15 protein-coding genes are annotated in these 19,646 nt (G+C 64.3%); 10 read left to right on the forward strand and 5 right to left on the reverse strand.

Going from position 1 to position 19,646, the window contains the following annotated elements; genetic code table 11:
* A partial coding sequence (locus G7007_RS20550) for an NAD/NADP octopine/nopaline dehydrogenase family protein (RefSeq protein ID WP_181104763.1) occupies positions 1 to 359 on the forward strand: 359 nt, incomplete at its 5' end.
* Between the two features lie 370 nt (positions 360 to 729).
* On the opposite strand, the gene G7007_RS20555 is transcribed toward G7007_RS20550, so the two are convergent.
* From G7007_RS20555 to G7007_RS20565, 3 genes are read right to left on the reverse strand one after another with little or no spacing between them, the layout of a single operon-like run.
* Complete coding sequence (locus G7007_RS20555) at positions 730 to 2,517, reverse strand: IlvD/Edd family dehydratase (protein WP_181104765.1); 1,788 nt, start codon at positions 2,515 to 2,517, stop codon at positions 730 to 732.
* A gap of 41 nt (positions 2,518 to 2,558) precedes the next feature.
* On the reverse strand, positions 2,559 to 3,944 hold the full coding sequence (locus tag G7007_RS20560) for an MFS transporter (protein ID WP_181104767.1): 1,386 nt from the start codon (positions 3,942 to 3,944) through the stop codon (positions 2,559 to 2,561).
* 53 nt (positions 3,945 to 3,997) lie between these two features.
* Positions 3,998 to 5,179 (reverse strand): fumarylacetoacetate hydrolase family protein, encoded by a 1,182-nt coding sequence (locus G7007_RS20565; RefSeq protein WP_181104769.1) that lies wholly within the window; start codon positions 5,177 to 5,179, stop codon positions 3,998 to 4,000.
* A gap of 115 nt (positions 5,180 to 5,294) precedes the next feature.
* Between G7007_RS20565 and G7007_RS20570 the strand changes: the two genes are divergently transcribed.
* The 9 genes from G7007_RS20570 to G7007_RS20610 all read left to right on the forward strand — a co-directional run bounded on the left by G7007_RS20570 (position 5,295) and on the right by G7007_RS20610 (position 16,575).
* Positions 5,295 to 6,254, forward strand: a complete 960-nt coding sequence (locus tag G7007_RS20570; protein ID WP_181104771.1) for a LysR family transcriptional regulator — start codon at positions 5,295 to 5,297, stop codon at positions 6,252 to 6,254.
* A gap of 97 nt (positions 6,255 to 6,351) precedes the next feature.
* Positions 6,352 to 7,935 (forward strand): aldehyde dehydrogenase (NADP(+)), encoded by a 1,584-nt coding sequence (locus G7007_RS20575; RefSeq protein ID WP_181104773.1) that lies wholly within the window; start codon positions 6,352 to 6,354, stop codon positions 7,933 to 7,935.
* Between the two features lie 83 nt (positions 7,936 to 8,018).
* On the forward strand, positions 8,019 to 9,383 hold the full coding sequence (locus G7007_RS20580) for an MFS transporter (RefSeq protein WP_181104775.1): 1,365 nt from the start codon (positions 8,019 to 8,021) through the stop codon (positions 9,381 to 9,383).
* A gap of 45 nt (positions 9,384 to 9,428) precedes the next feature.
* The gene (locus tag G7007_RS20585) at positions 9,429 to 10,337 is read left to right on the forward strand and encodes a 2-hydroxyacid dehydrogenase (RefSeq protein WP_181104777.1); all 909 of its coding nucleotides are present in this window, start codon (positions 9,429 to 9,431) and stop codon (positions 10,335 to 10,337) included.
* Between the two features lie 323 nt (positions 10,338 to 10,660).
* Complete coding sequence (locus G7007_RS20590) at positions 10,661 to 12,901, forward strand: TonB-dependent siderophore receptor (RefSeq protein ID WP_181104779.1); 2,241 nt, start codon at positions 10,661 to 10,663, stop codon at positions 12,899 to 12,901.
* 204 nt (positions 12,902 to 13,105) lie between these two features.
* Positions 13,106 to 14,404 carry a histidine kinase sensor domain-containing protein gene (locus G7007_RS20595; protein ID WP_308852319.1) on the forward strand — a complete coding sequence of 433 codons (1,299 nt, stop codon included), beginning with the start codon at positions 13,106 to 13,108 and terminating at the stop codon, positions 14,402 to 14,404.
* A gap of 20 nt (positions 14,405 to 14,424) precedes the next feature.
* Positions 14,425 to 14,709 carry an iron transporter gene (locus G7007_RS20600; RefSeq protein ID WP_181104781.1) on the forward strand — a complete coding sequence of 95 codons (285 nt, stop codon included), beginning with the start codon at positions 14,425 to 14,427 and terminating at the stop codon, positions 14,707 to 14,709.
* A gap of 1 nt (position 14,710) precedes the next feature.
* Entirely contained in the window at positions 14,711 to 16,243 is a 1,533-nt protein-coding gene (locus tag G7007_RS20605; RefSeq protein WP_181104783.1) for a PepSY-associated TM helix domain-containing protein, read from the forward strand.
* Positions 16,243 to 16,575, forward strand: coding sequence for a DUF3325 domain-containing protein (locus tag G7007_RS20610; protein WP_181104785.1), 333 nt, complete (start codon positions 16,243 to 16,245; stop codon positions 16,573 to 16,575). Before G7007_RS20605 ends, G7007_RS20610 begins: the two co-directional genes overlap by 1 nt.
* Positions 16,576 to 16,581: 6 nt before the next feature.
* Here G7007_RS20610 and G7007_RS20615 read toward each other — a convergent pair whose 3' ends face one another.
* Positions 16,582 to 18,819: an ATP-binding protein gene (locus G7007_RS20615; protein ID WP_181104794.1), complete on the reverse strand. Its 2,238-nt coding sequence runs from the start codon at positions 18,817 to 18,819 to the stop codon at positions 16,582 to 16,584.
* Positions 18,816 to 19,418, reverse strand: coding sequence for a biliverdin-producing heme oxygenase (locus tag G7007_RS20620; RefSeq protein ID WP_181104796.1), 603 nt, complete (start codon positions 19,416 to 19,418; stop codon positions 18,816 to 18,818). Before G7007_RS20620 ends, G7007_RS20615 begins: the two co-directional genes overlap by 4 nt.
* Positions 19,419 to 19,646 lie beyond the last annotated feature (228 nt).

Below are 19,646 nucleotides of genomic sequence, written 5' to 3' on the forward strand. Positions count from 1 at the left end.
AGCAAGTTGATCGGAGCATCCCTAAGTTCGAGCAAAAGCTTCGGAACTCGTTTGATGTCGCCGCGTCGGGTTTGCCCAGTGTCGCAGCGGAGCTTCATCGCAAGCGAGGCGGTCCGCCGGGACCCACGTCGGTGGATACACGCTATCTTTGGGAAGATGTGCCTTACGGGCTAATCTTCATGGCGGCTATTGGGAAGATTGCCGGAATCGCGATGCCTGTTACCGATACGATGGTCGCGGTGTCAGCGCTCATTGCAGGTGAGGATTTGTTGAACGCAAATGACTTGCTTGAAGGCCTTGATCTTTCGGGTGAGACAGTTGATGGGCTGCTCGAGAGAGTGAATGCAAGTTTCAACTGATGAGTGTCCAGCCGATCTCACAGCCCAGGCAAATCTCGAACTGCTCGGCGCAGAGAACCGTGGCTTAACCAACTAGTGTCCTGTCTCGGAAATAAGCTGTTCACTTTTGGCGGCGTCTTGGGCGCCCGGCCGGCGTTGCCACTCCTCGCCATAGCCCTGCTATGACTCGTCGCGGCGCCTTGGCCGAACACCCAAGCCACTCGCCAAAAGAGAACGTATTTCCGAGACAGGACACTAGGGTCGATACGCCAAGTGGGGTATCGCTAACCTATAGCGGCATGCGCGAAGGGCAGCCCATCCGGTTGTCGGGCAACTGGGGGAGAGGCTGGCCTTCCTTGGCCTTATCTACCCTCAGAGGCCCGACTGGACCTCAGTGCGAATGCCGTGGCATGCCACCTTCGCGGGCGATCACTTTCATGTGCAGGGTCGCCGGCTCCAGGCAACCTCCGGTGGAGAGCTGCCCGACCAGTTGCCGGTAGAGCTCCTGCCAGGGCGTCTGTGACGGCGGGATGCTAGGCTGCCAAGCGGCGCGGCGGCGAGCCAGTTCTTCCTCGTCGACCAGCAGGTTGACGCTGCGGGCGTTGAGGTCGATACGCAGGCAGTCGTTGGTCTGCAGCAATGCCAGCCCACCGCCGATGGCCGCTTCCGGTGACATGTTGAGGATCGACGGGCTGGCTGAGGTACCGCTCTGGCGGCCATCGCCCAGGCAGGGCAGCGAGTCGATACCGCGCTTGATCAGTTCCGCGGGCGGGGCCATGTTGACCACCTCGGCGCTGCCGGGATAGCCGACCGTACCGGCGCCACGGATCACCAGGATGCAACGCTCGTCGATATCCAGCGCTGGGTCGTCGATACGCGCGTGGTAGTCCTCTGGCCCTTCGAAAACGATGGCCCGCGCCTCGAAGCTGTTTTCCGCTCCCGGTGCGGACAGGTAAGTCTTGCGGAACGCCTCGCCGACCACTGACATCTTCATGATCGCGCTGTCGAAGAAGTTGCCGCTGAGCACGATGAAACCGGCGCGGTGCTTGAGCGGCGCTTCGAATGGCAGAATCACCTCGGCGTTGCTGGTCACGGTATCGCGCACCACTTCGCCGATCGTCTTACCACTGACCGTGGCGCAGTGCTCATTCAGCCGCCCAGCCTTCTGCAGCTCATGCATCACTGCCGGCACGCCGCCGGCGCGGTGGAAACCTTCGCCGAGGTACTTGCCGGCCGGCATGCAATTGACCAGCAGCGGCACGTCTTCGCCGACCCGCTGCCAGTCGTCCAGTGACAGGTCGATGCCCATGTGCCGGGCGATAGCGATCAAGTGTGGCGGGCAATTGCTCGATGCACCCAGGGCCGAAGCCACGGCGATGGCGTTCTCGAAGCTCTCCAGGGTCATGATCTGTGACGGGCGTACGTCCTGCAGAACCAGCTCACAGATGCGCTTGCCAGTGGCGTAAGCCATCTGTCCGCGTTCGCGGTAGGGCGCGGGAATGCTGGCGCAGCCAGGCAGGGACATGCCCAGTGCTTCGGCCAGGGCGTTCATCGACAGGGCCGTACCCATGGTGTTGCAGTGGCCCACCGACGGCGACGCGGCCGTGGTCATGTCCATGAAGCCTTCGTAGTCGATCTCGCCGGCGGCCAGTAGGTTGCGGGCGTGCCATAGCACGGTGCCGGAGCCGATCAGTTGACCCTTGTGATGGCCATCGAGCATCGGTCCGCCGGACAGCACGATGGCCGGCAAGTCGGTAGTGGCGGCGGCCATCAGGCAGGCGGGGGTGGTCTTGTCGCAGCCGGTGGTCAGGACCACGCCGTCCAGCGGATAGCCATGGAGGATTTCCACCAGGCCCAGGTAGGCCAGATTGCGGTCCAGCGCGGCGGTCGGCCGGCGGCTCTGCTCGGCGATTGGATGCACCGGGAATTCCATCGGAATGCCGCCGGCATCGCGAATCCCTGCCTTGACCCGCTGGGCCAGTTCCAGGTGGTGGCGGTTGCAGGGCGTCAGGTCGTTGCCCGTCTGGGCGATACCGATGATTGGCCGCCCCGATTGCAGCTCCTCACGGGTCAGGCCATAGTTCATGTAACGTTCCACGTATAGCGCGGTCATGTCGGCATGGGTCGGGTCGTTGAACCATTGCTGGCTGCGTAACGGGCGTTTCGAGGTGGTGCTCATGTCTGTCTCTCTTGCACTTGAAGGGCGCGGTATTAGCGTTGTCAGGCCGGCACGCTAGCGGAACTATGGGTGGTGGCGGCAGCGCCGCTGCCGACGGCATCGGACAGGTCGGTCAGGTCGCGGCCACGGGTTTCGGTCGACAGCAATGTGCCGATCAGGGTCAGGCAGGCCAGCACGGCTGTGTAGAGCGCCAGTACCCAGAAGGCGCCACCGGCGATGCCAACCAGGAATATCCCCAGGATCGGTGCCAGGCCACCGGAGAGCATCGCGCCGATTTCCCGCGCCAAGGCTACACCGGAATAGCGGTAACGGTTGCCGAACAATTCGGTGAAGTGCGCGCATTGGGCGCCCAGCATGCTGTTGGCGCCAATGGCGAAGCCCCCGACGACGGCGATGCAGACCAGCGTTGGGTCGCCGCTGTCGATCATCCACCACGCCGGATAGGCCCACAGCGCACAGAACAACGCGCCGCCGCGGTATACCACCAGTCGACCGAAGCGATCCGAAAGCGCGCCGAACAGGGGTGTGGTCAGCACGCTGAGGATGCTCGCCGCCAGCACCGCATCGGTACCGATGCCGGTGATGTTGGCGCCACTGTCACCCAGGTGGCGACTGGCGAAGCCGGCGAGGAAAGCGATCGAAACGGTGGTGTAGAGGGTTGAGCAACCGGTTTCGGCCATGCGCATCAGGGTGGTGGCCGCCAGTGGCCGGCGGGCATTGCGCAGGACCGCACGCATCGGTGATTCGATGACATGCTGGCTCTGGCTCAGCTGCTGGAACACCGGGCTTTCCTTGAGCTTGAGGCGAATCCAGACAGCCATGCCGATCAAGACCACGCTGGCCAGGAAGGGCAGGCGCCAGCCCCAATCGAGCAACTGCTCCTGGGTCAGCGATGCCTGCAGCACGCGGAAGGTGATAGTTGCCAGCGCCAGGCCGCTGAATACGCCAATGAAGGGGAGAGCGGCATAAAAGCCGCGTCGTTCGCGTGGGGCCAGTTCGGCCATCAGTGTTGCCGCGCCGGTTTGCTCGGCACCGGCGCCGAACCCCTGCAACAGGCGCAACAGCACCAACAGCACGGCCCCCACCGGGCCTGTGGGCAGCAGGCCGATCAGGGTGGTGGCGATTCCCATCAGCGCGATGGTCAGCAGCAGCACCAGCTTGCGCCCTTTGCGATCGCCCAGCGAACCGAAGAACAGCCCGCCGAATGGCCGTGCCAGGAAGCCGGCGCCATAGGTGGCGAAACTCGCCAGCAGTGCACCGGTGGTACCCAGCGACGGAAAGAAGATGTGGCCGAAGACCAGCGCCGAGGCCAGTCCATAGATCGCGAAATCGTAGTACTCCAGAGCACTGCCGATGGCGCCGGTGTAGATTGCCCGGCGCAGCTGGCGCGGATCGGGCGTCGGGGAGACCTTGGCCTCTGTATGCATATCAAGCCTCGCTTTTATTGTTATGGATGAGTCTCGTGGTCAAGAGGGGATGCTCAGCGCTGCAGCAGTCCGCGGTCGGCCAGGTTGCGCATCAATGCGCTGACACCAAAGGTCCAGGGCGTAGCCTGATCACTGGTGGTGACTTGGTTGTGTAGCGTGCCCAGCAGTGGACTGCTGATACTCACTTGGTCGCCCGGCTTATGGGTGAAGCCGGCGCCGGGGTTATCGCGGTCGGCGGTGGGGGCGAACAGGGTGCCGAGGAACAGCAGGAAACCGTCGGGATATTGATGGTTGGCATTGAGCGTCTGCCGGACGATATCTTCTGGGTCGCGGCTGATCTGATCCATCGAGCTGGCGCCGGCCAGTACGAAGCCGTCTTCACCTTGCACCTTGAGATCGACCACGCACTGGCGTACCGCGTCCAGGTCAAAGCTTTCGTCGAACAGGCGGATGAACGGGCCGATGGCACAGGAAGCATTGTTGTCCTTGGCCTTGCTCAACAGCAGGGCGCTGCGACCTTCGAAATCGCGCAGGTTGACGTCGTTGCCCAGGGTCGCGCCGTGGATGCGTCCGCGGCTGTCGACTGCCAGCACCACTTCGGGCTCGGGATTGTTCCATTGCGAGCCCGGGTGTACGCCGATCAGGCTGGCGCTGCCGACCGCGGCGAGGATAGGCGCCTTGGTGAACACCTCGGCGTCGGGTCCGATACCTACCTCGAGGTATTGCGACCACATGCCTTGTTCGATCAGCAGCGCCTTGAGCGCCATGGCCTGGTCCGAACCGGGCTTGACCGCCCGCAGGTTGTCGCCGATCACCGCGCGCACGGTGGCACGCACCGCTTCGGCCTTGGCGGCGTCGCCACCGGCCTGCTCCTCGATCACCCGCTCGATCATGCTGGCTGCGAAGGTCACCCCGGCGGCCTTGATCACCTGCAGGTCCAGCGGCGCCAGCAAGTAGGGTTTGTCTGGAGTGGCATGGGGGCCCGTGTTGGCCAGCAGCTCCTGGATGCTGGTGAGGTAGCTACCCGGCGTGCTGCGCAGCGCCTGCAGTGGATCATCGCTTTCGAGCAGTTCGCTGAGGGTCGCGAAGCGTTGCGACAGGTCGAACACGCCATCGGCGCGCAGCACGATCGGCGATGGACCGGCAATGTTTCCAGGGATCCAGGCACGACCGATCAGCGTTCCAGTGAAGCCGTCGCTGGGTAGGGTGTTGGTAGGGGTAAGGGTGAGCGGCATGTCGTGGCGTTCCTGATCGGTAAAAGCTGCACGCTAGGTAACGCTGGCGATAAACTCCAATGGCATATTTTCACCATATGATAACAACACGTTATTACACCAAAGGCGGATTCCCATGTCGGACCTCTCGTTCTCCCATTTCTGCAATTGGCTCAAGTTCCGCCACCTCGTACTGATCGACACGCTCGGGCGCACCCGCAACATGCACTTGGCCGCGCAGCAGATGAACCTCAGCCAGCCGGCGATCAGCAAGATGCTCAAGGAGATCGAAAACCTGCTCGGCTTCGCGGTGTTCGAACGTCAGCCACGCAGCATGCCCCCCACCGCCCTCGGCGAGCAGGTGGTGCGCTATGCGCAGGTCGCGCTCAACGATGCGCGCAACTTCGTGGACCAGATCGGTAGCCTGCGCGAGGGCGGGCATGGGCATCTGAAGGTCGGCGGGATCTTCGCCGCCACGGCCGTGGTCTTGCCGGATGCCGTCGTGCAGATCAAGCAGCGCTGGCCGCTGTTGTCGATCGAGGTGGTGGAGCAGACCAGCGACCACCTGATGCACATGCTTGATGAAAAGATCCTGCACCTGGCCGTGGCGCGGTTTACCGACGAATCCCAGCGCCAGCGCTTCGACTTCCAGCCTCTGGCGCCGGAGCCGTTCTGCTTCGTGGTCAACCATCACCATCCATTAGCCGATGCTGGATTTGTGAGCCTGGAGCAACTGCTCGACTGGCCATGGATCCTCTACCCCAAAGGCACGCCGATCCGCGGGCGAATGGAGCGCGCCTTCGCAGAAGCAGGCGTGGCCGTGCCACGCAACACCATCGACACCATCTCCACCCAGACCTTCCTCAATGTGCTGCAGGGTGGCCCGATGATCGGCATGCTCCCGCAGGCGATGGTCGAGCCTCACCTGCGCAGCGGATTGTTGCGCACGCTCGATACGCCATTGCATCTGGTGCCGCAGGACTACGGCATCCTCACCCGCAAAGGCGAGCCGCTCGTCGGCTCGGCCCTGGAGTTCGCGCAGATCCTCATGGCCGATGCCCGTAAGGGCCGTGGACGCAGCGACGGTTTTCGATAGCCTGTCGTTATCGCTCGATCCACAAATGCCATTGGGAAAGAATCGCTCGCCTGCCTAGATTAGCGACCAGTCTTTTCAACGAGTTCCAGGAGCGTCCATGACTCAACACGCTGGTCACAACTTTATTGGGGGGCGCCGCAGCGCTGCCGGCAACCAGACCTTGCGCAGCATCGATGCCAGCACAGGCGAGCCATTGCCTATTGCCTTCCAGCAGGCCACCGCCGAGGAAGTGGAGGCCGCTGCCCAGGCTGCTGCCGCAGCATACCCGCAGTTCCGCGCGCTGGCGCCGCAGCGCCGCGCCGAATTCCTCGACGCCATCGCCAGCGAGCTGGACGCCTTGGGCGAGGACTTCATCCAGACTGTCTGCCGTGAAACCGCACTGCCGGCCGCCCGCATCCAGGGCGAGCGGGGCCGCACCAGTGGCCAACTGCGGCTGTTCGCCCAGGTGCTGCGCCGTGGCGACTTCCTGGGCGCGCGCATCGACCGCGCTCAGCCCGAGCGCCAGCCATTGCCGCGCCTGGACATTCGCCAGTGCCGCATGGGCCTGGGACCGGTCGCTGTATTCGGCGCCAGCAACTTCCCGCTGGCGTTTTCCACGGCCGGCGGCGACACCGCGGCGGCATTGGCCGCAGGCTGTCCAGTGGTATTCAAGGCCCACAGTGGCCACATGGCCACAGCCGAGTGGGTGGCCGAAGCGATTCTGCGTGCCGCCGAGCGCTGCGCGATGCCGGCTGGGGTGTTCAACATGATCTTCGGTTCCGGCGTTGGCGAAGCATTGGTCAAGCACCCCGCCATTGAGGCCGTGGGCTTCACCGGCTCGCTCAAGGGCGGCCGTGCCCTGTGTGATCTGGCTGCTGCACGGCCAAAACCGATCCCGGTGTTTGCCGAGATGAGCAGCATCAATCCGGTGATTGTCCTGCCCCAGGCCCTGGCCGTACGCGGGGAGGCCATTGCTCGCGAACTCGCAGCCTCGGTGGTTCTCGGTTGCGGGCAGTTCTGCACCAATCCGGGCCTGGTGCTGGGCATCCGCTCGCCCGAGTTCAGTGCCTTCGTCGAGCAACTGGGGGCGCAGATCGCCGACCAATCCCCCCAAACCATGCTCAACGCCGGCACCCTGCGCAGCTACACCCATGGCGTGGCCGAACTCAAGGCGCACTCCGGCGTTCAGCACCTGACGGGTGCCGACCAGCAGGGCAACCAGGCCTGGCCACAACTGTTCCAGGCCGATGCGCAATGCTTGCTCGATGCCGAGCCGCTGCTGCAGGAGGAGGTCTTCGGGCCTACCACCGTCGTGGTCGAACTGACCGATCATGCGCAATTGCTCCAGGCCCTCCAGGCCCTCGGTGGCCAGTTGACCGCCAGCCTGCTCGGCGAGCCAGGCGAGCTTGTCCAGGCCACCGACCTGGTGGCGCTGCTGGAGCACAAGGCTGGACGCCTGTTGATCAATGGCTACCCGACCGGTGTCGAGGTCTGCGACGCGATGGTTCACGGTGGCCCGTACCCGGCTACCTCCGACAGCCGTGGCACTTCAGTCGGTACGTTGTCGATCGATCGCTTCCTGCGTCCTGTGTGCTACCAGAACTTCCCCGAGGCGCTGCTGCCACCGGCACTGCACGATGCCAACCCGTTGGGCCTGATGCGCCTGGTCGATGGCCAGCCTAGCCGCGACCCGATCCACTGACCGCTACACTACCGGGCGCCTGGCGCCCGGTATCCGATCAATAACAACAATCAGGCATGCCGACATGCCCAAGGGTCACTCAAATGCACACCCAGACCTCATTGTCCCGAGATCCGGACTTCGAAGACCGCACCTACCGCAAGGTCATTCTGCGCATCCTGCCGATTCTGCTGCTCTGCTACATGGCCGCCTACCTGGATCGAGTCAACATCGGTTTCGCCAAGCTGGACATGCTCAACGACCTGCAGTTCAGCAACACCGTCTACGCCCTGGGCGCCAGCGTGTTCTTCTGGGGCTATTTCCTGTTCGAGGTGCCGAGCAACCTGCTGCTGCACCGTTACGGCGCACGTTTCTGGATTGCCCGGATCATGCTCACCTGGGCGATCATTTCGATGGCTGTGGCCTTTACCGTGCCGCTGGCCAAGCTGTTTCAGGTCGAGGCCAGCACCATGTTCTATGTGCTGCGTTTTCTGCTCGGGATCTGTGAAGCCGGTTTCTTCCCAGGCGTGATCCTGTACCTGAACTACTGGTTCCCGACCCAACGGCAGAGCCGTGTAATGTCGGGGTTCCTGATCGCCATGCCGATCAGTCTGACCCTGGGCGGCGTGCTCTCCGGCTGGCTGATGACCCGCCTCAATGGCTGGCACGATATGGCCGGCTGGCAGTGGATGCTGCTGATCGAAGGCATCCCCTCGGTAATCATGGCGGTCGTGGTGTTCACCTGCCTGTGCGACAGCATCGACAAGGCCCACTGGCTGTCGGCCGAAGAGAAGCAACTGCTCAAGGCCAACCTGCAGCAGGACAACCACGGCAAGGCTTCGCGCCTGAGCGAGGTGTTCTTCAACCCGCGGGTCTGGTTGCTGGTGTTCATCCTGTTGACCTTCAATACCGGCTTCTATGGCCTGGCCTTCTGGATGCCCTCGATCATCAAGAGCGCCGGCATCACCAGCAGCCTTGAAATTGGCCTGCTGACCGCCATCCCCTATGGTGTGGCGGTAGTGGCCATGCTGCTCAACGCCAGCCACTCCAACCGTACTGGCGAGCGTCGCCTGCATGCCGCGATCCCGGCCTTCATCGGCGGTTGCGGCCTGATCCTCAGCGCTTTGTTCGCTGACAACCTGGTGCTTTCGGTGATCTTCCTCAGCGTCGCCGCCTCCGGGATCCTGAGCCTCATGCCAATCTTTTGGACGTTGCCCGGCACCGTGCTGTCCGGCGTTGCCGCAGCCGCCGGGATAGGCATGATCAATGCCATCGGCAACCTCTCCGGTTTCACCGGTTCGATGATTACCGCAGTGGCAGAGGAACTCACTGGCAACATCAACAACGGCACCTATGTGCTGGGCTTGTGCCTGTTCGTCAGCGGGCTGTTGATCCTGTCGATTCCGGCAGCGATGCTCAGCCGCGGTGACAGCGAGTCGGCCGCCGGTCTCAAGCTGGAGACGGCATGATTCTCTGTACCAGGGGCCTGGCGTCAGGCCAATTAAGGAGCATCGATGAAAGCTGAACTGCTGATGCTGGCACCCTTGCTCGCGCCATATGAGGCGCGGCTGGCCGAGCATTTCCATCTGGTCCGTGCGCACAGCCGGGCCGAGCAACAGGCGCTACTGGGCGACCATCCGCAGCGCTTCAGGATACTGGTCACCAATGGCGGGGAGGGGGTGGATCCGCAACTCATGGCCAGCCTGCCGAACCTGGAACGGGTCGCGGTCAACGGCGTAGGCACCGACAGGATCGATATGGAGCAGGCGCGTGCCCGGGGCATTCGTATCGTCACCACCGATAACATCCTCACCGATGCGGTGGCCGACCAGGCTGTTGCGCTAGTACTGGCGCTGCTGCGTCAGGTTTGCCTGGCGGACCGCTTCGTCCGTGACGGGCGTTGGCGTGAGGGAGGCTTCCCGCTGCTGGGTACCAGCCTGCGCGGGCAGCGGGTCGGGATTCTCGGGCTGGGCAAGATTGGTGGGGCGATCGCCGAGCGCTTGCAACCCTTCGGGGTCAGCCTGGCCTACCACAATCGGCGACCGCTGATGGACTGTCCCTATGCCTACCATGACGACCTGGGTGCGCTGGCCGAGGCCAGCGACATCCTGATTGTCGCCGCCGCTGGCGGACCGGCGTCGCGCCACCTGGTCGACGCGCGGGTGCTTGATGCACTGGGGCCACAGGGGGTGATCGTCAATGTCGCCCGCGGCAGCGTGATCGATGAAGCGCAACTGGTGGAGCGTCTGGTCGCCGGGCGGCTCGGTGGTGCCGCGCTGGATGTGTTCGAGCACGAGCCGCAAGTGCCCGAAGCGCTGCTGGCGCTGGACAACGTGGTGCTGCAACCGCACTTGGGCAGCGCCACCCTGCAGACCCGCCAGGCCATGGCCGAGTGTGTGGTGCAAGCGGTCCTGGCCGGTTAAGCGGCAATGTGAACGTCAGAACGCTACATGGCCCTGCTGGCAACGGGGTCACGTAGTCGATGCTATCCCGGTAGGGGATTGTCCAACCCATTGGCTGCGTGACGCGCACAGAGCATTACCAAATGTCATGGCGTTACGGTAATTGCACCGAGTTCCCCGGCAAGATGTAAATTTCGTAAATAAGATTTAAACCTATTTGAGAATCACTATATTTACCGTCCCTGTGGCTACCCCAAGCAGCGCTTGAGGCCAGTGGGCATCGGCTTGCTGGCTTGTCGACGCCGGCCTTTGCCTTTTGCTCATGAATACACGGAGACGTAGAAATGCAGTCCAGAACCTCACCCAATAGCCTGGCCTGGGCCTTTGTCGCGCTGGCATCGCCAGCCATGGTCGCGACCTCGGTTCATGCTGAAGACGTGCCATCCAGTGAGGTGCTGGAAATTCCGGTCAGCGACAGCGCCCTGGTGATCGAGAGCACCCGGGTCACCGCCGAACAGGAAGCGCGTCAGGCGCTGGGGTCGTCGATCATCACCGCCGAGGACATCAAGCGCCGTCCGCCGGCCAACGACCTTTCCGACATCATCCGCCGCGAGCCGGGCGTCAACCTGTCCGGCAACAGCGCCAGCGGCGCGCGCGGCAACAACCGCCAGATCGACCTGCGCGGCATGGGCCCGGAAAACACCCTGATCCTCATTGATGGCAAGCCGTCCAGCGCTCGCAACGCGGTGCGCTATGGCTGGAACGGCGACCGCGATACCCGTGGCGAAACCAACTGGGTGCCAGCCGAGGCTGTGGAGCGTATCGAGATCCTCCGTGGCCCGGCCGCGGCGCGCTATGGCTCCGGCGCCATGGGCGGGGTGGTCAATATCATCACCAAGCGTCCAACCCAGGAGCTCAAGGGCAATGTCAGCCTGTTCACCGTCCTGCCCGAAGACAGCGCCGAGGGCGCCAGCCGCCGCGCCAACTTCAACCTCAGCGGGGGCCTGACCGACGACCTGTCGTTCCGGCTTTACGGTGGCCTGGCCAAGACCGATGCCGACGACCTGGACATCAACGCCGAGCACGCCAGCAGCGCGCTGGCCGGGGGGCGCGAAGGGGTACGCAACAAGGACATCAACGGCCTGCTGAGCTGGAAACTCAACGACGAGCACCGCCTGGAGCTGAGCAGCGGCTACAGCCGGCAGGGCAACCTCTATGCCGGCGACACCATGAACAGCAACGCCGGCGGCAACCTTGACCTGATCTCCAGCCTGTACGGCAAGGAGACCAACATCATGCAGCGCAGCACCTATGACCTTACCCACCTGGGCGATTTCGCCTGGGGTTCGACCAGGACCTCGCTGTCGTATGAGTACGTGCGCAACTGGCGCCTGAACGAAGGCCTGGCCGGTGGCCCGGAAGGCGCGATCAACGACTCCGGCGCCGACATGTCGCGCCTGCGCAATACTCGCCTTTCTAGCGAAGTGAACCTGCCGCTGACCCTGGGCAACACCGACCACGTGCTGACCCTCGGCGGCGAATACCTTTACGAGGTACTCAACGACCAGGGCTCGTTCCGCGCGCAGAGCTTCGATCCCACGGGTAACCCCGGTGACGTGATCCCAGGCTTCGACCGTAGTGACACGAAGATGTCGGCCAAGAGCTACGCGCTGTTCGCCGAGGACAACATCGTCATCGGTGATACCACCATCACTCCTGGCCTGCGCCTGGACCATCACGAAGCGTTCGGCGACAACCTCAGCCCGAGCCTGAACCTGTCGCACAAGCTCACCGACGAGCTGACCGTCAAGGGCGGCATCGCGCGTGCCTACAAGACGCCGAACCTGTACCAGTACAACCCCAACTACCTGCTCTACAGCCGTGGCAACGGTTGCAGCGTGCAGCAGACCAACAACGGCGGCTGCTACCTGCAGGGCAACGCCAACCTCGATCCGGAAACCAGCGTCAACAAGGAAATCGGTCTGCTGTACGACCGCGGCACCTGGCGTACCAGCGCGACCTACTTCCGCAATGACTACAAGAACAAGATCATCGGTGGCACCGACGTGGTCACCGACGTCAACGGCGGCCGCCGCGTGACCCAATGGGAAAACGCCGGCAAGGCGCTGGTCGAAGGCGTGGAAGGCAACTTCTTCATCGAGCTGACCCCATCGCTGGACTGGAACACCAACCTGACCTGGATGCTCAACAACGACAACCGCGACACCGGCGAGCCGCTGAGCGTGGTGCCCGAGTATACCGTCAACACCACCCTGGACTGGCGCGCCACCGAGCAGCTGTCGTTCCAGCTGGCGGGGACCTACTACGGCAAGCAGAAATCGCCGACCTACAACTATCGCACCCAGGAAAGCTACGACGAGCAGGCCCAGCAGGACGTCGAAGCCTACGGCCTGGTCGATGTCAGCGCCGGCTACAAGTTCAACGAACACTACGACGTGCGCCTGGGCGTGAACAACGTGTTCGACAAGCAGATCTATCGTGGTGGCAACGCCAGCAGCGCGGGCGCCAACACCTACAACCAGCCAGGCCGCGCGGTATTCGCCGCACTGAACATCTCGTTCTGACCTGACCCAGCGGTACCCCGGCTGCCCTTGCTCGGTTGCGCATCGACCGAGCAAGGGCAGCTTTCTTGTGTCGGGCATGCAGCGGAAGCAGAAGCGGCGAGCAAGCCGCCATGGTGCGGCGCCCCTGGATAGTCAAGGTGAACCGTGAACCCACTATCAACCCTGCGCCTTCCTGGCCGTCACTCCCTGTTGTGGAGGCTCTGCGTGCTGCTGATCGTCTTCTGCCTGCTGCTGATCTGGCTCAGCCGCTACAGCGGCGCGCACCTGGAGCGCCAGAGCAACCACCTGAGCCAGCAAGCCCGCCAGGTCCTGCGCGGCTATGCCGCCGAGGCGCAGGCGGCGTGGCAGGAGGCAGGGCGCGCTGGCGTCGACCGCTGGATCAGTGAGCTGCAGCGCCGCGAGGGCGGTTGGGCCCTGGTAATCGGCGCGCAGCTCGAGTCACTGAGTAGCCAGCCACTCACCCCGGCCCAACGGCGCTACGTGACATTCATGAGAGAGGTGGACTGGCCGATGAGCCAGCGCTCGGTCGAACTGCCGGCCATTGGCGTGCCGCTGCCGTCGGTGCCGGGCACGCTGGTACTCCAATTGCCGCAGCGCTACATGCCTTCCACCTTGCCACTGCTGCTGCAGGTGCTGGTCCACGGCCTGTTGCCCGGTGTGCTGGCGCTGCTGGTGGGCGTGCTCTTGTACCGCGTGCTGATCGGCCCATTGGCGCACCTGCGCGCCCAGGCCAATGCCCTGCGCGCTGATCGCCTGACGACCCGCGTCGACCCGGTGATCAGCCGGCGCCAGGATGAGCTGGGCGACCTGGGCCGGGCCTTCGACCACATGGCCGAGCGCCTGGAGCAGACCGTGGTGCTGCAACAGCGGCTGCTCGCCGACCTTTCCCATGAACTGCGCACACCCCTGACGCGCTTGCACATGGCGGCGGAGAACGAGAGCGATTGCACCGTCCTGCGTGACCGCCTGCTGCGCGAAGTGCAAGGCATGCGCCAGTTGGTCGACGACACGCTTGAGCTGGTCTGGCTGGATAACGTGCGGCCACAGCTGGCGGCCGATGTCGTCGAGGTGGATGCGCTGTGGGAAGTGGTGCGCGAGAACGCCTGCTTCGAGAGCGGCTGGCAGCCGGAACAGATGCCCACCACGCTGGCGCCCGACTGCAGGGTGCGCGGTCACCTCAATGGCCTGGCCCAGGCGATGGAGAACATCGTGAGCAATGCCATCCGCCATTCGCCGGCGGGCGGCCAGGTCAGCCTGGGCGGCCAACGCCACGCCAACCACTGGCACCTGTGGATCGACGACCAAGGCCCTGGCGTGTCCCAGGCGGCCCTGGAGCGCATCTTCCAGCCCTTCACCCGGCTGGACGCCGCCCGTCCCGGTGGCGACGGCTTCGGCCTGGGCCTGAGCATCGCCCGTTGTCGCGTGCAACTGCAGGGCGGCGAGCTCTGGGCCGAGAACCTCCAACCTGGCCTGCGCCTGAACCTGCGCCTGCCGATGGCATGAACACCCAAAAGGACCTTCGAATGATCAAGACTGCACCTGCCTGGTTGTCGATCCTGTCGCGCAGCGCCGCGGCGCTGCTCGGCGGCTACCTGTTCACCTATGCGGTCACCGCCTTCCTGGCCCGTGTGCTGCCGCTGTCGCCCAGCGATGCGGTGATCGTCGCCACGTTGCCGGCGTTCGTGTTCTACACCGCGGCGATCCTCTGGGCCTTTGCCAGTCGCGATGCCTGGCGGGCCTGGGCGGCGGTGGCACTGGCCGGGCCATTGGCGCTGGTGGCGTTCTGGCCGCAGGCAGGGGGCGTATGACATGAAGAGCAAGACCTTCACCCAATCGATGTCCTGGTTGCACACTTGGGCCGGGCTGATCTTCGGCTGGTTGCTGTATGCGATTTTCGTCACCGGCACCCTGGCGGTGTTCGACAAGGAAATCGACCACTGGATGCACCCGGAGATTCCTACTACCCAGGTAACACCCGCGCAGGCGGCAGAGCGCGCCGTGGCCTACCTGCAGGAACACCACCCGACCGCTAGCAACTGGGGCATCAGCCTGCCCACCGAGCGCTCCCCGGGCTTGCGCGTGTCCACCGGCGATCGTCGCCATGGCGGCGGTGTGCAGCTCGACCCGCAGACCGGCGAGGTAGTGCAGGTGCGCGAAAGCGTTGGCGGCAACTTCTTCTTCCGCTTCCACTTCACCCTTAACCTGCCGCGCAACTGGGGCATCTTCGTGGTCGGCGCGCTGGCCTTGGTGATGCTCGCGGGCCTGGTCACCGGCATCGTCATCCACAAGAAGATCTTCAAGGAGTTCTTCACCTTCCGGCCAGACAAGGGGCAGCGCTCCTGGCTCGACTTCCATAACGCCAGCGCGGTGTTGCTGCTGCCGTTCCACCTGATGATCACCTACACGGGGCTGGTGATCTTCATGCTGATCTACATGCCCGCTGCGGTCGACACCCTGTTTGCCGGCGACACCCGCGCCTATTTCCAGGCCCAGGGCAATGCCCGCCTTGAACAGCCACGCCAGGCGGCCAGGCAGCCTGGCCAGCTGGTCGAGCTGGCGCCGCTGCTGGCCCAGGCCCAAGCGCGCCTGGGGCCGATCAGCGGGTTGAATATCCGCAACCCGAACACGGCTGGGGCGCGGGTGGAGCTCCGTCCGGAGCTGGGCAACCGCATCGCCTTGAGCAAGGGCCAGGCCCTGGTCTTCGATGGCGTCAGCGGCAAGCTGCTCAGCGATGTGCCAGCGCTGCAACCGGCGCCGCTGACCCAGCGGGTGATGACCGGCCTGCACTTCGCCCAGTTCGGTGGCTATTTCATGCGCTGGCTGTACTTCGTCTGCGGGCTGGTCAGCTGCGTGATGATCGCCAGCGGCCTGGTACTGTTCTGCGTCAAGCGTGGCCGCAAATATGCCAGCGCCACGGCTGATGTTACGGCGCGGCGCTGGTACCGCTTGGCCGAGGTCTTCAACGTCGGCGTTGTGGCTGGGGTCCTGGTGGCGTGCATCGGGCTGCTCTGGGCCAGCCGCCTGCTGCCGGTCGACCTGGCGCACCGCGAAAGCTGGGAGCTGCGCGCGTTCTTCGGGCTGTGGTCACTGTCGTTCCTGCATGCCTGGGTGCGCCCGGCGCGGCAGGCCTGGGTCGAGCAACTGGGACTGGCGGCCGTGTTGTGTGGCGGATTGGGGCTGCTCGGCGCGTTCACCGGAATCGCCGACCGCCTGCGGATTGTCCTGGAACTGAGCAGCCTGCTGTTGGGGGTATTGCTGGCATTGGCCGCATGGCGCTGCGCCGCGGCCGCACATCAACCGGTCACAGCGCGCGCTCGCGCCAAGACAGTGGAGGCCAGGTAATGGTGATGATGTTCATGGGCGGGTTGTTGTTCGCCTACAGCGGGATGCTGGCGCTGTGCCAGGGGCTGGAGCGCCATTATAAACAGGTCTGGGGCAAACCCTGCGCGCCCTGGCAACGCAAGGGGCTGCGGGTGCTGGGCTGGAGCGCGCTGGGGGTCAGCTTCCTGCTGTGCGTGGCGGCCTGGGGTTGGGCCATGGGCCCGGTCGGTTGGTTCGGGGTGATTTCCCTGGCCGGGCTGACGCTGGTCATGCTGCTGCCCTATGTGCCGCGGTTCGCCGTCTGGCTTGGCGCGGCGGTGGTAGGTTGGGGGCTGGTGCTGCCGTTGGTGTGAGGCCTGTCAGCGCTGCGCCGCCTCGTGATGCCTGGGCAGGGTGAAGTGGAATGTGCTGCCCCTGCCTGATTGGCTCTGCGCCTCGATCAACCCGCCGTGCGCTTTGATGATGCCCTGGGAAATGTACAGGCCCAGCCCGGTGCCACTGGGGTTGCCGTCGCGGGCCGTCCAGTAGCGTTCGAAGACATGCGGCAACTGTTCGGCAGAAATGCCTTTGCCCGTGTCGCGCACGGTGAAGGCGATGTGTTCACCTTCGGCTGTCGCCGTGACCCCCACCTTGCCATCGGCGCCGGTGAACTTGATGGCGTTGCCGATCAGGTTCGACAGCACCTGGAACAGCCGCTCGGGGTCGGCATGGATGTGCAGGCCAGGCTCGGCATGGAACGACAGTTCGATGGACTTGTTGCTCGCCAGGGGTGCCAGCAGGGTGTGCGCTTCCTCGAAGATCTGGCTCACGTTCAATGGCTTGGCGACGATGGTGTAGCGCCCGGCCTCGATCCGTGAGGTGTCGAGCAGGTCGTCGAGCAGCACGTTCATGCGGCTGGTGGCCTGCTGCATGGTGCTGATCGCCGAAGAGATACGCCGCGAAGCGTTGGCGCCATCGGCGCTGAACGACTTCTGCAGCATCCCGCAGAGCATGGAGATCACCGTCATGGGGTTGCGCAGGTCGTGGGAGACCACGGCCACCAGCTCGTCACGGGCGCGCACCGCAGCTTGTTCCTTGAGCACCTGATGGCTCAGGTCGATTTCCAGCGCGCAGCGGCGCAGGTCGTTGGCGGCGAACTGGTCGCCATGGGTCCACGGCCGCGAGATGCCTTCCATCTCTACCTTCCAGATCTCGAACGAGGTCCGCGGCCGCAGGCGTAGGCCATTCGGCGAATGCTCAAGGTGCAGCGGCTTGCTCGGGTCACCGCTCCAGCTGAGGGTTTCCTTGACCTCCGGACGGAACCAGAGGATGCCGTTGGTGACGGGCTTGGGCAAGGACAGGGCCAGGACGCCGCTGGCCAAGGCGCGGTAGTCAGTGGCCGGCGGATAGGCGCTGCCGAGCGCGTCGCAGGCGAACACCGGTGCGCCCTGATCCTCGATCCACTGGTGCAGGTCGCGGATCTGCTGCGGGTCGGGACACAGGCCGGCAGTGCGCAGTTGCGTGCCGTCCAGAATTGCCACCCCGTTGGCGCCGACCAGGGCCATGAGCCGTTGCGGCTGCGCGGCCAGGCCATCGAACACACTGCCCTGGCTGTCCTGCATGGCCTGGCCGAGCTGCGCCAGGGTGTCGAGTTTGGCCGTGCACTGGGCAGAAAGTTGCAGCGCCTCCAGCGCGCTGATCTGCAGCGACAGCACTTGGCCGATGGTCTTGCAAGCGCTGCGCAGGCTGCTGGGCACATGCAGGGACGCGCGGTTGCCGCAGCTGATCAGTCCCCAGAGCTTGCCCTCGCTGATCAGTGAGATGCTCATCGACGACAGCACGCCCATGTTCTGCATGTACTGGCAATGGATCGGCGACACGCTGCGCAAGGTGGCGAAGCTCAGGTCCAGCGGCCTGTCGGTGTCCGGGCGCATGGCCGGGACGATCGGCACAGGCACGTAGGCGGCGTCGGGGATGATCCGCAGCCAGTTGCTCTGGTACAGCTTGCGCGCCTGCGGGGGAATGTCCGAGGCCGGGAAGTACAGGCCCTTGAACAGCTCCATCCCGGGGCTTGAGGCCTCGGCGATGACCTGGCCGTGGCCTTGCTCCTCGAAGCGGTAAATCAGCACCCGGTCGTAGCCGGTCAGGGCCTGGATCTCACGTACGCTCAAGTCGTACAGCTCGTTCAGGTTGCATGCTGCCTGCAGGCGTTGCAGCAGGCGGTTGAGGTGGCTGTGTGGGTCGTTGTTGCCACGGGCGAGCACTTCCATCTCGAAGATCAGCAGCCCTTCGTGACGGTGCAGGACGCCTTCGAAAACACGGCCGTGGACTTTCAGGGTCAGGGGCTGCAGGTCTTCGTCCAGGTCCTGCTCGACTACCGCGCGCACCTGTCTGGCCAAGCGCGCGCCGAGCAAGGCGGTGAGCGACTTGCCCAGCGCCTGCTCGGCCGCAAGGCCCAGCAGCTCGCCGACGTTGGCGCTGATCTGGACGATCTCAAGGTTTGGCTCGCTGAGGGTCATCAGCACGCCATGGGGCTGGATCGCCCCCGGGTACTGGATCGGCTCATGGGCGCAGTTGGCCAGGAGCTGGTCGAAAGTGGTGTCGCGACGTGCTGTCATAGCAGCACCCCCTGCCTGTCCAGCCAGCGCTCGAAGCTTGCGAACGTATCGATAGCTGCCTGAACCGCGTGCTCCTGTTGCGCAGGCGAGACGGCGGCATGTTCGAGAAAATGCAGGAAGCGGCGCCAGAGCGCGCCGGTCTCTGGTCCATAGACATCCAGGAAGGCACCGCCATTGGCGGCGCCGATGGCCAGGCGCTCGGCCATGGCCCGCTTGAGGACCTGACCGCCCAGGGTGGAACCCTCCAGCACATACATGACGCCCAGGGCCTGGGCATCGCCGGTGATCCGCGGCAGCGCCTGGCACAGGGGCAAGGCATCGATTTGCCTGGCGCTCAGCCCGAGGTTCTGCAGGTCGTTGATCAGGGCCGGGGCCTTGGCCCGGCGTTGCGGGGCGAGCGCTGGCAGATGGCCGGCCAGCGCCTGTTCCAGTGGCGCGTGGAAGCCATAGTAGGCCTCGAGCAGGCGTTGGTAGGCGCGGTGGTCGAAGTGCTCGTCAAAGAACGGCAGGCGCGCCTCCAGCGCGCGATGACACGCGGCGGTGCCTTGGCGCAGGGCGGCCAGCAAGGGGCAGAGGGGTTTTTCGGATGCGTTGGGCATCAAAAGGTACTCGCAGCAAGATGTGAGGAATGACGCACCTTGGTGCAGACAATTTTGGGGTAAACATCCTACAGAAAGTGGGTGGCATAGACGCCTCCATCAGAAGCCATTCTGAACGACGCGGACCATGACGAGGAACGGTTTTTTACATTTCCATCATGCGAAGCCTGGCACGTATTGGCTATTTCATAATCTGAAAAAACCTAAGGATGCTCCGATCAACTTGCC

Origin of the sequence: Pseudomonas entomophila (genome assembly GCF_013523125.1) — a bacterium.
Lineage (GTDB): Bacteria > Pseudomonadota > Gammaproteobacteria > Pseudomonadales > Pseudomonadaceae > Aquipseudomonas > Aquipseudomonas entomophila_B.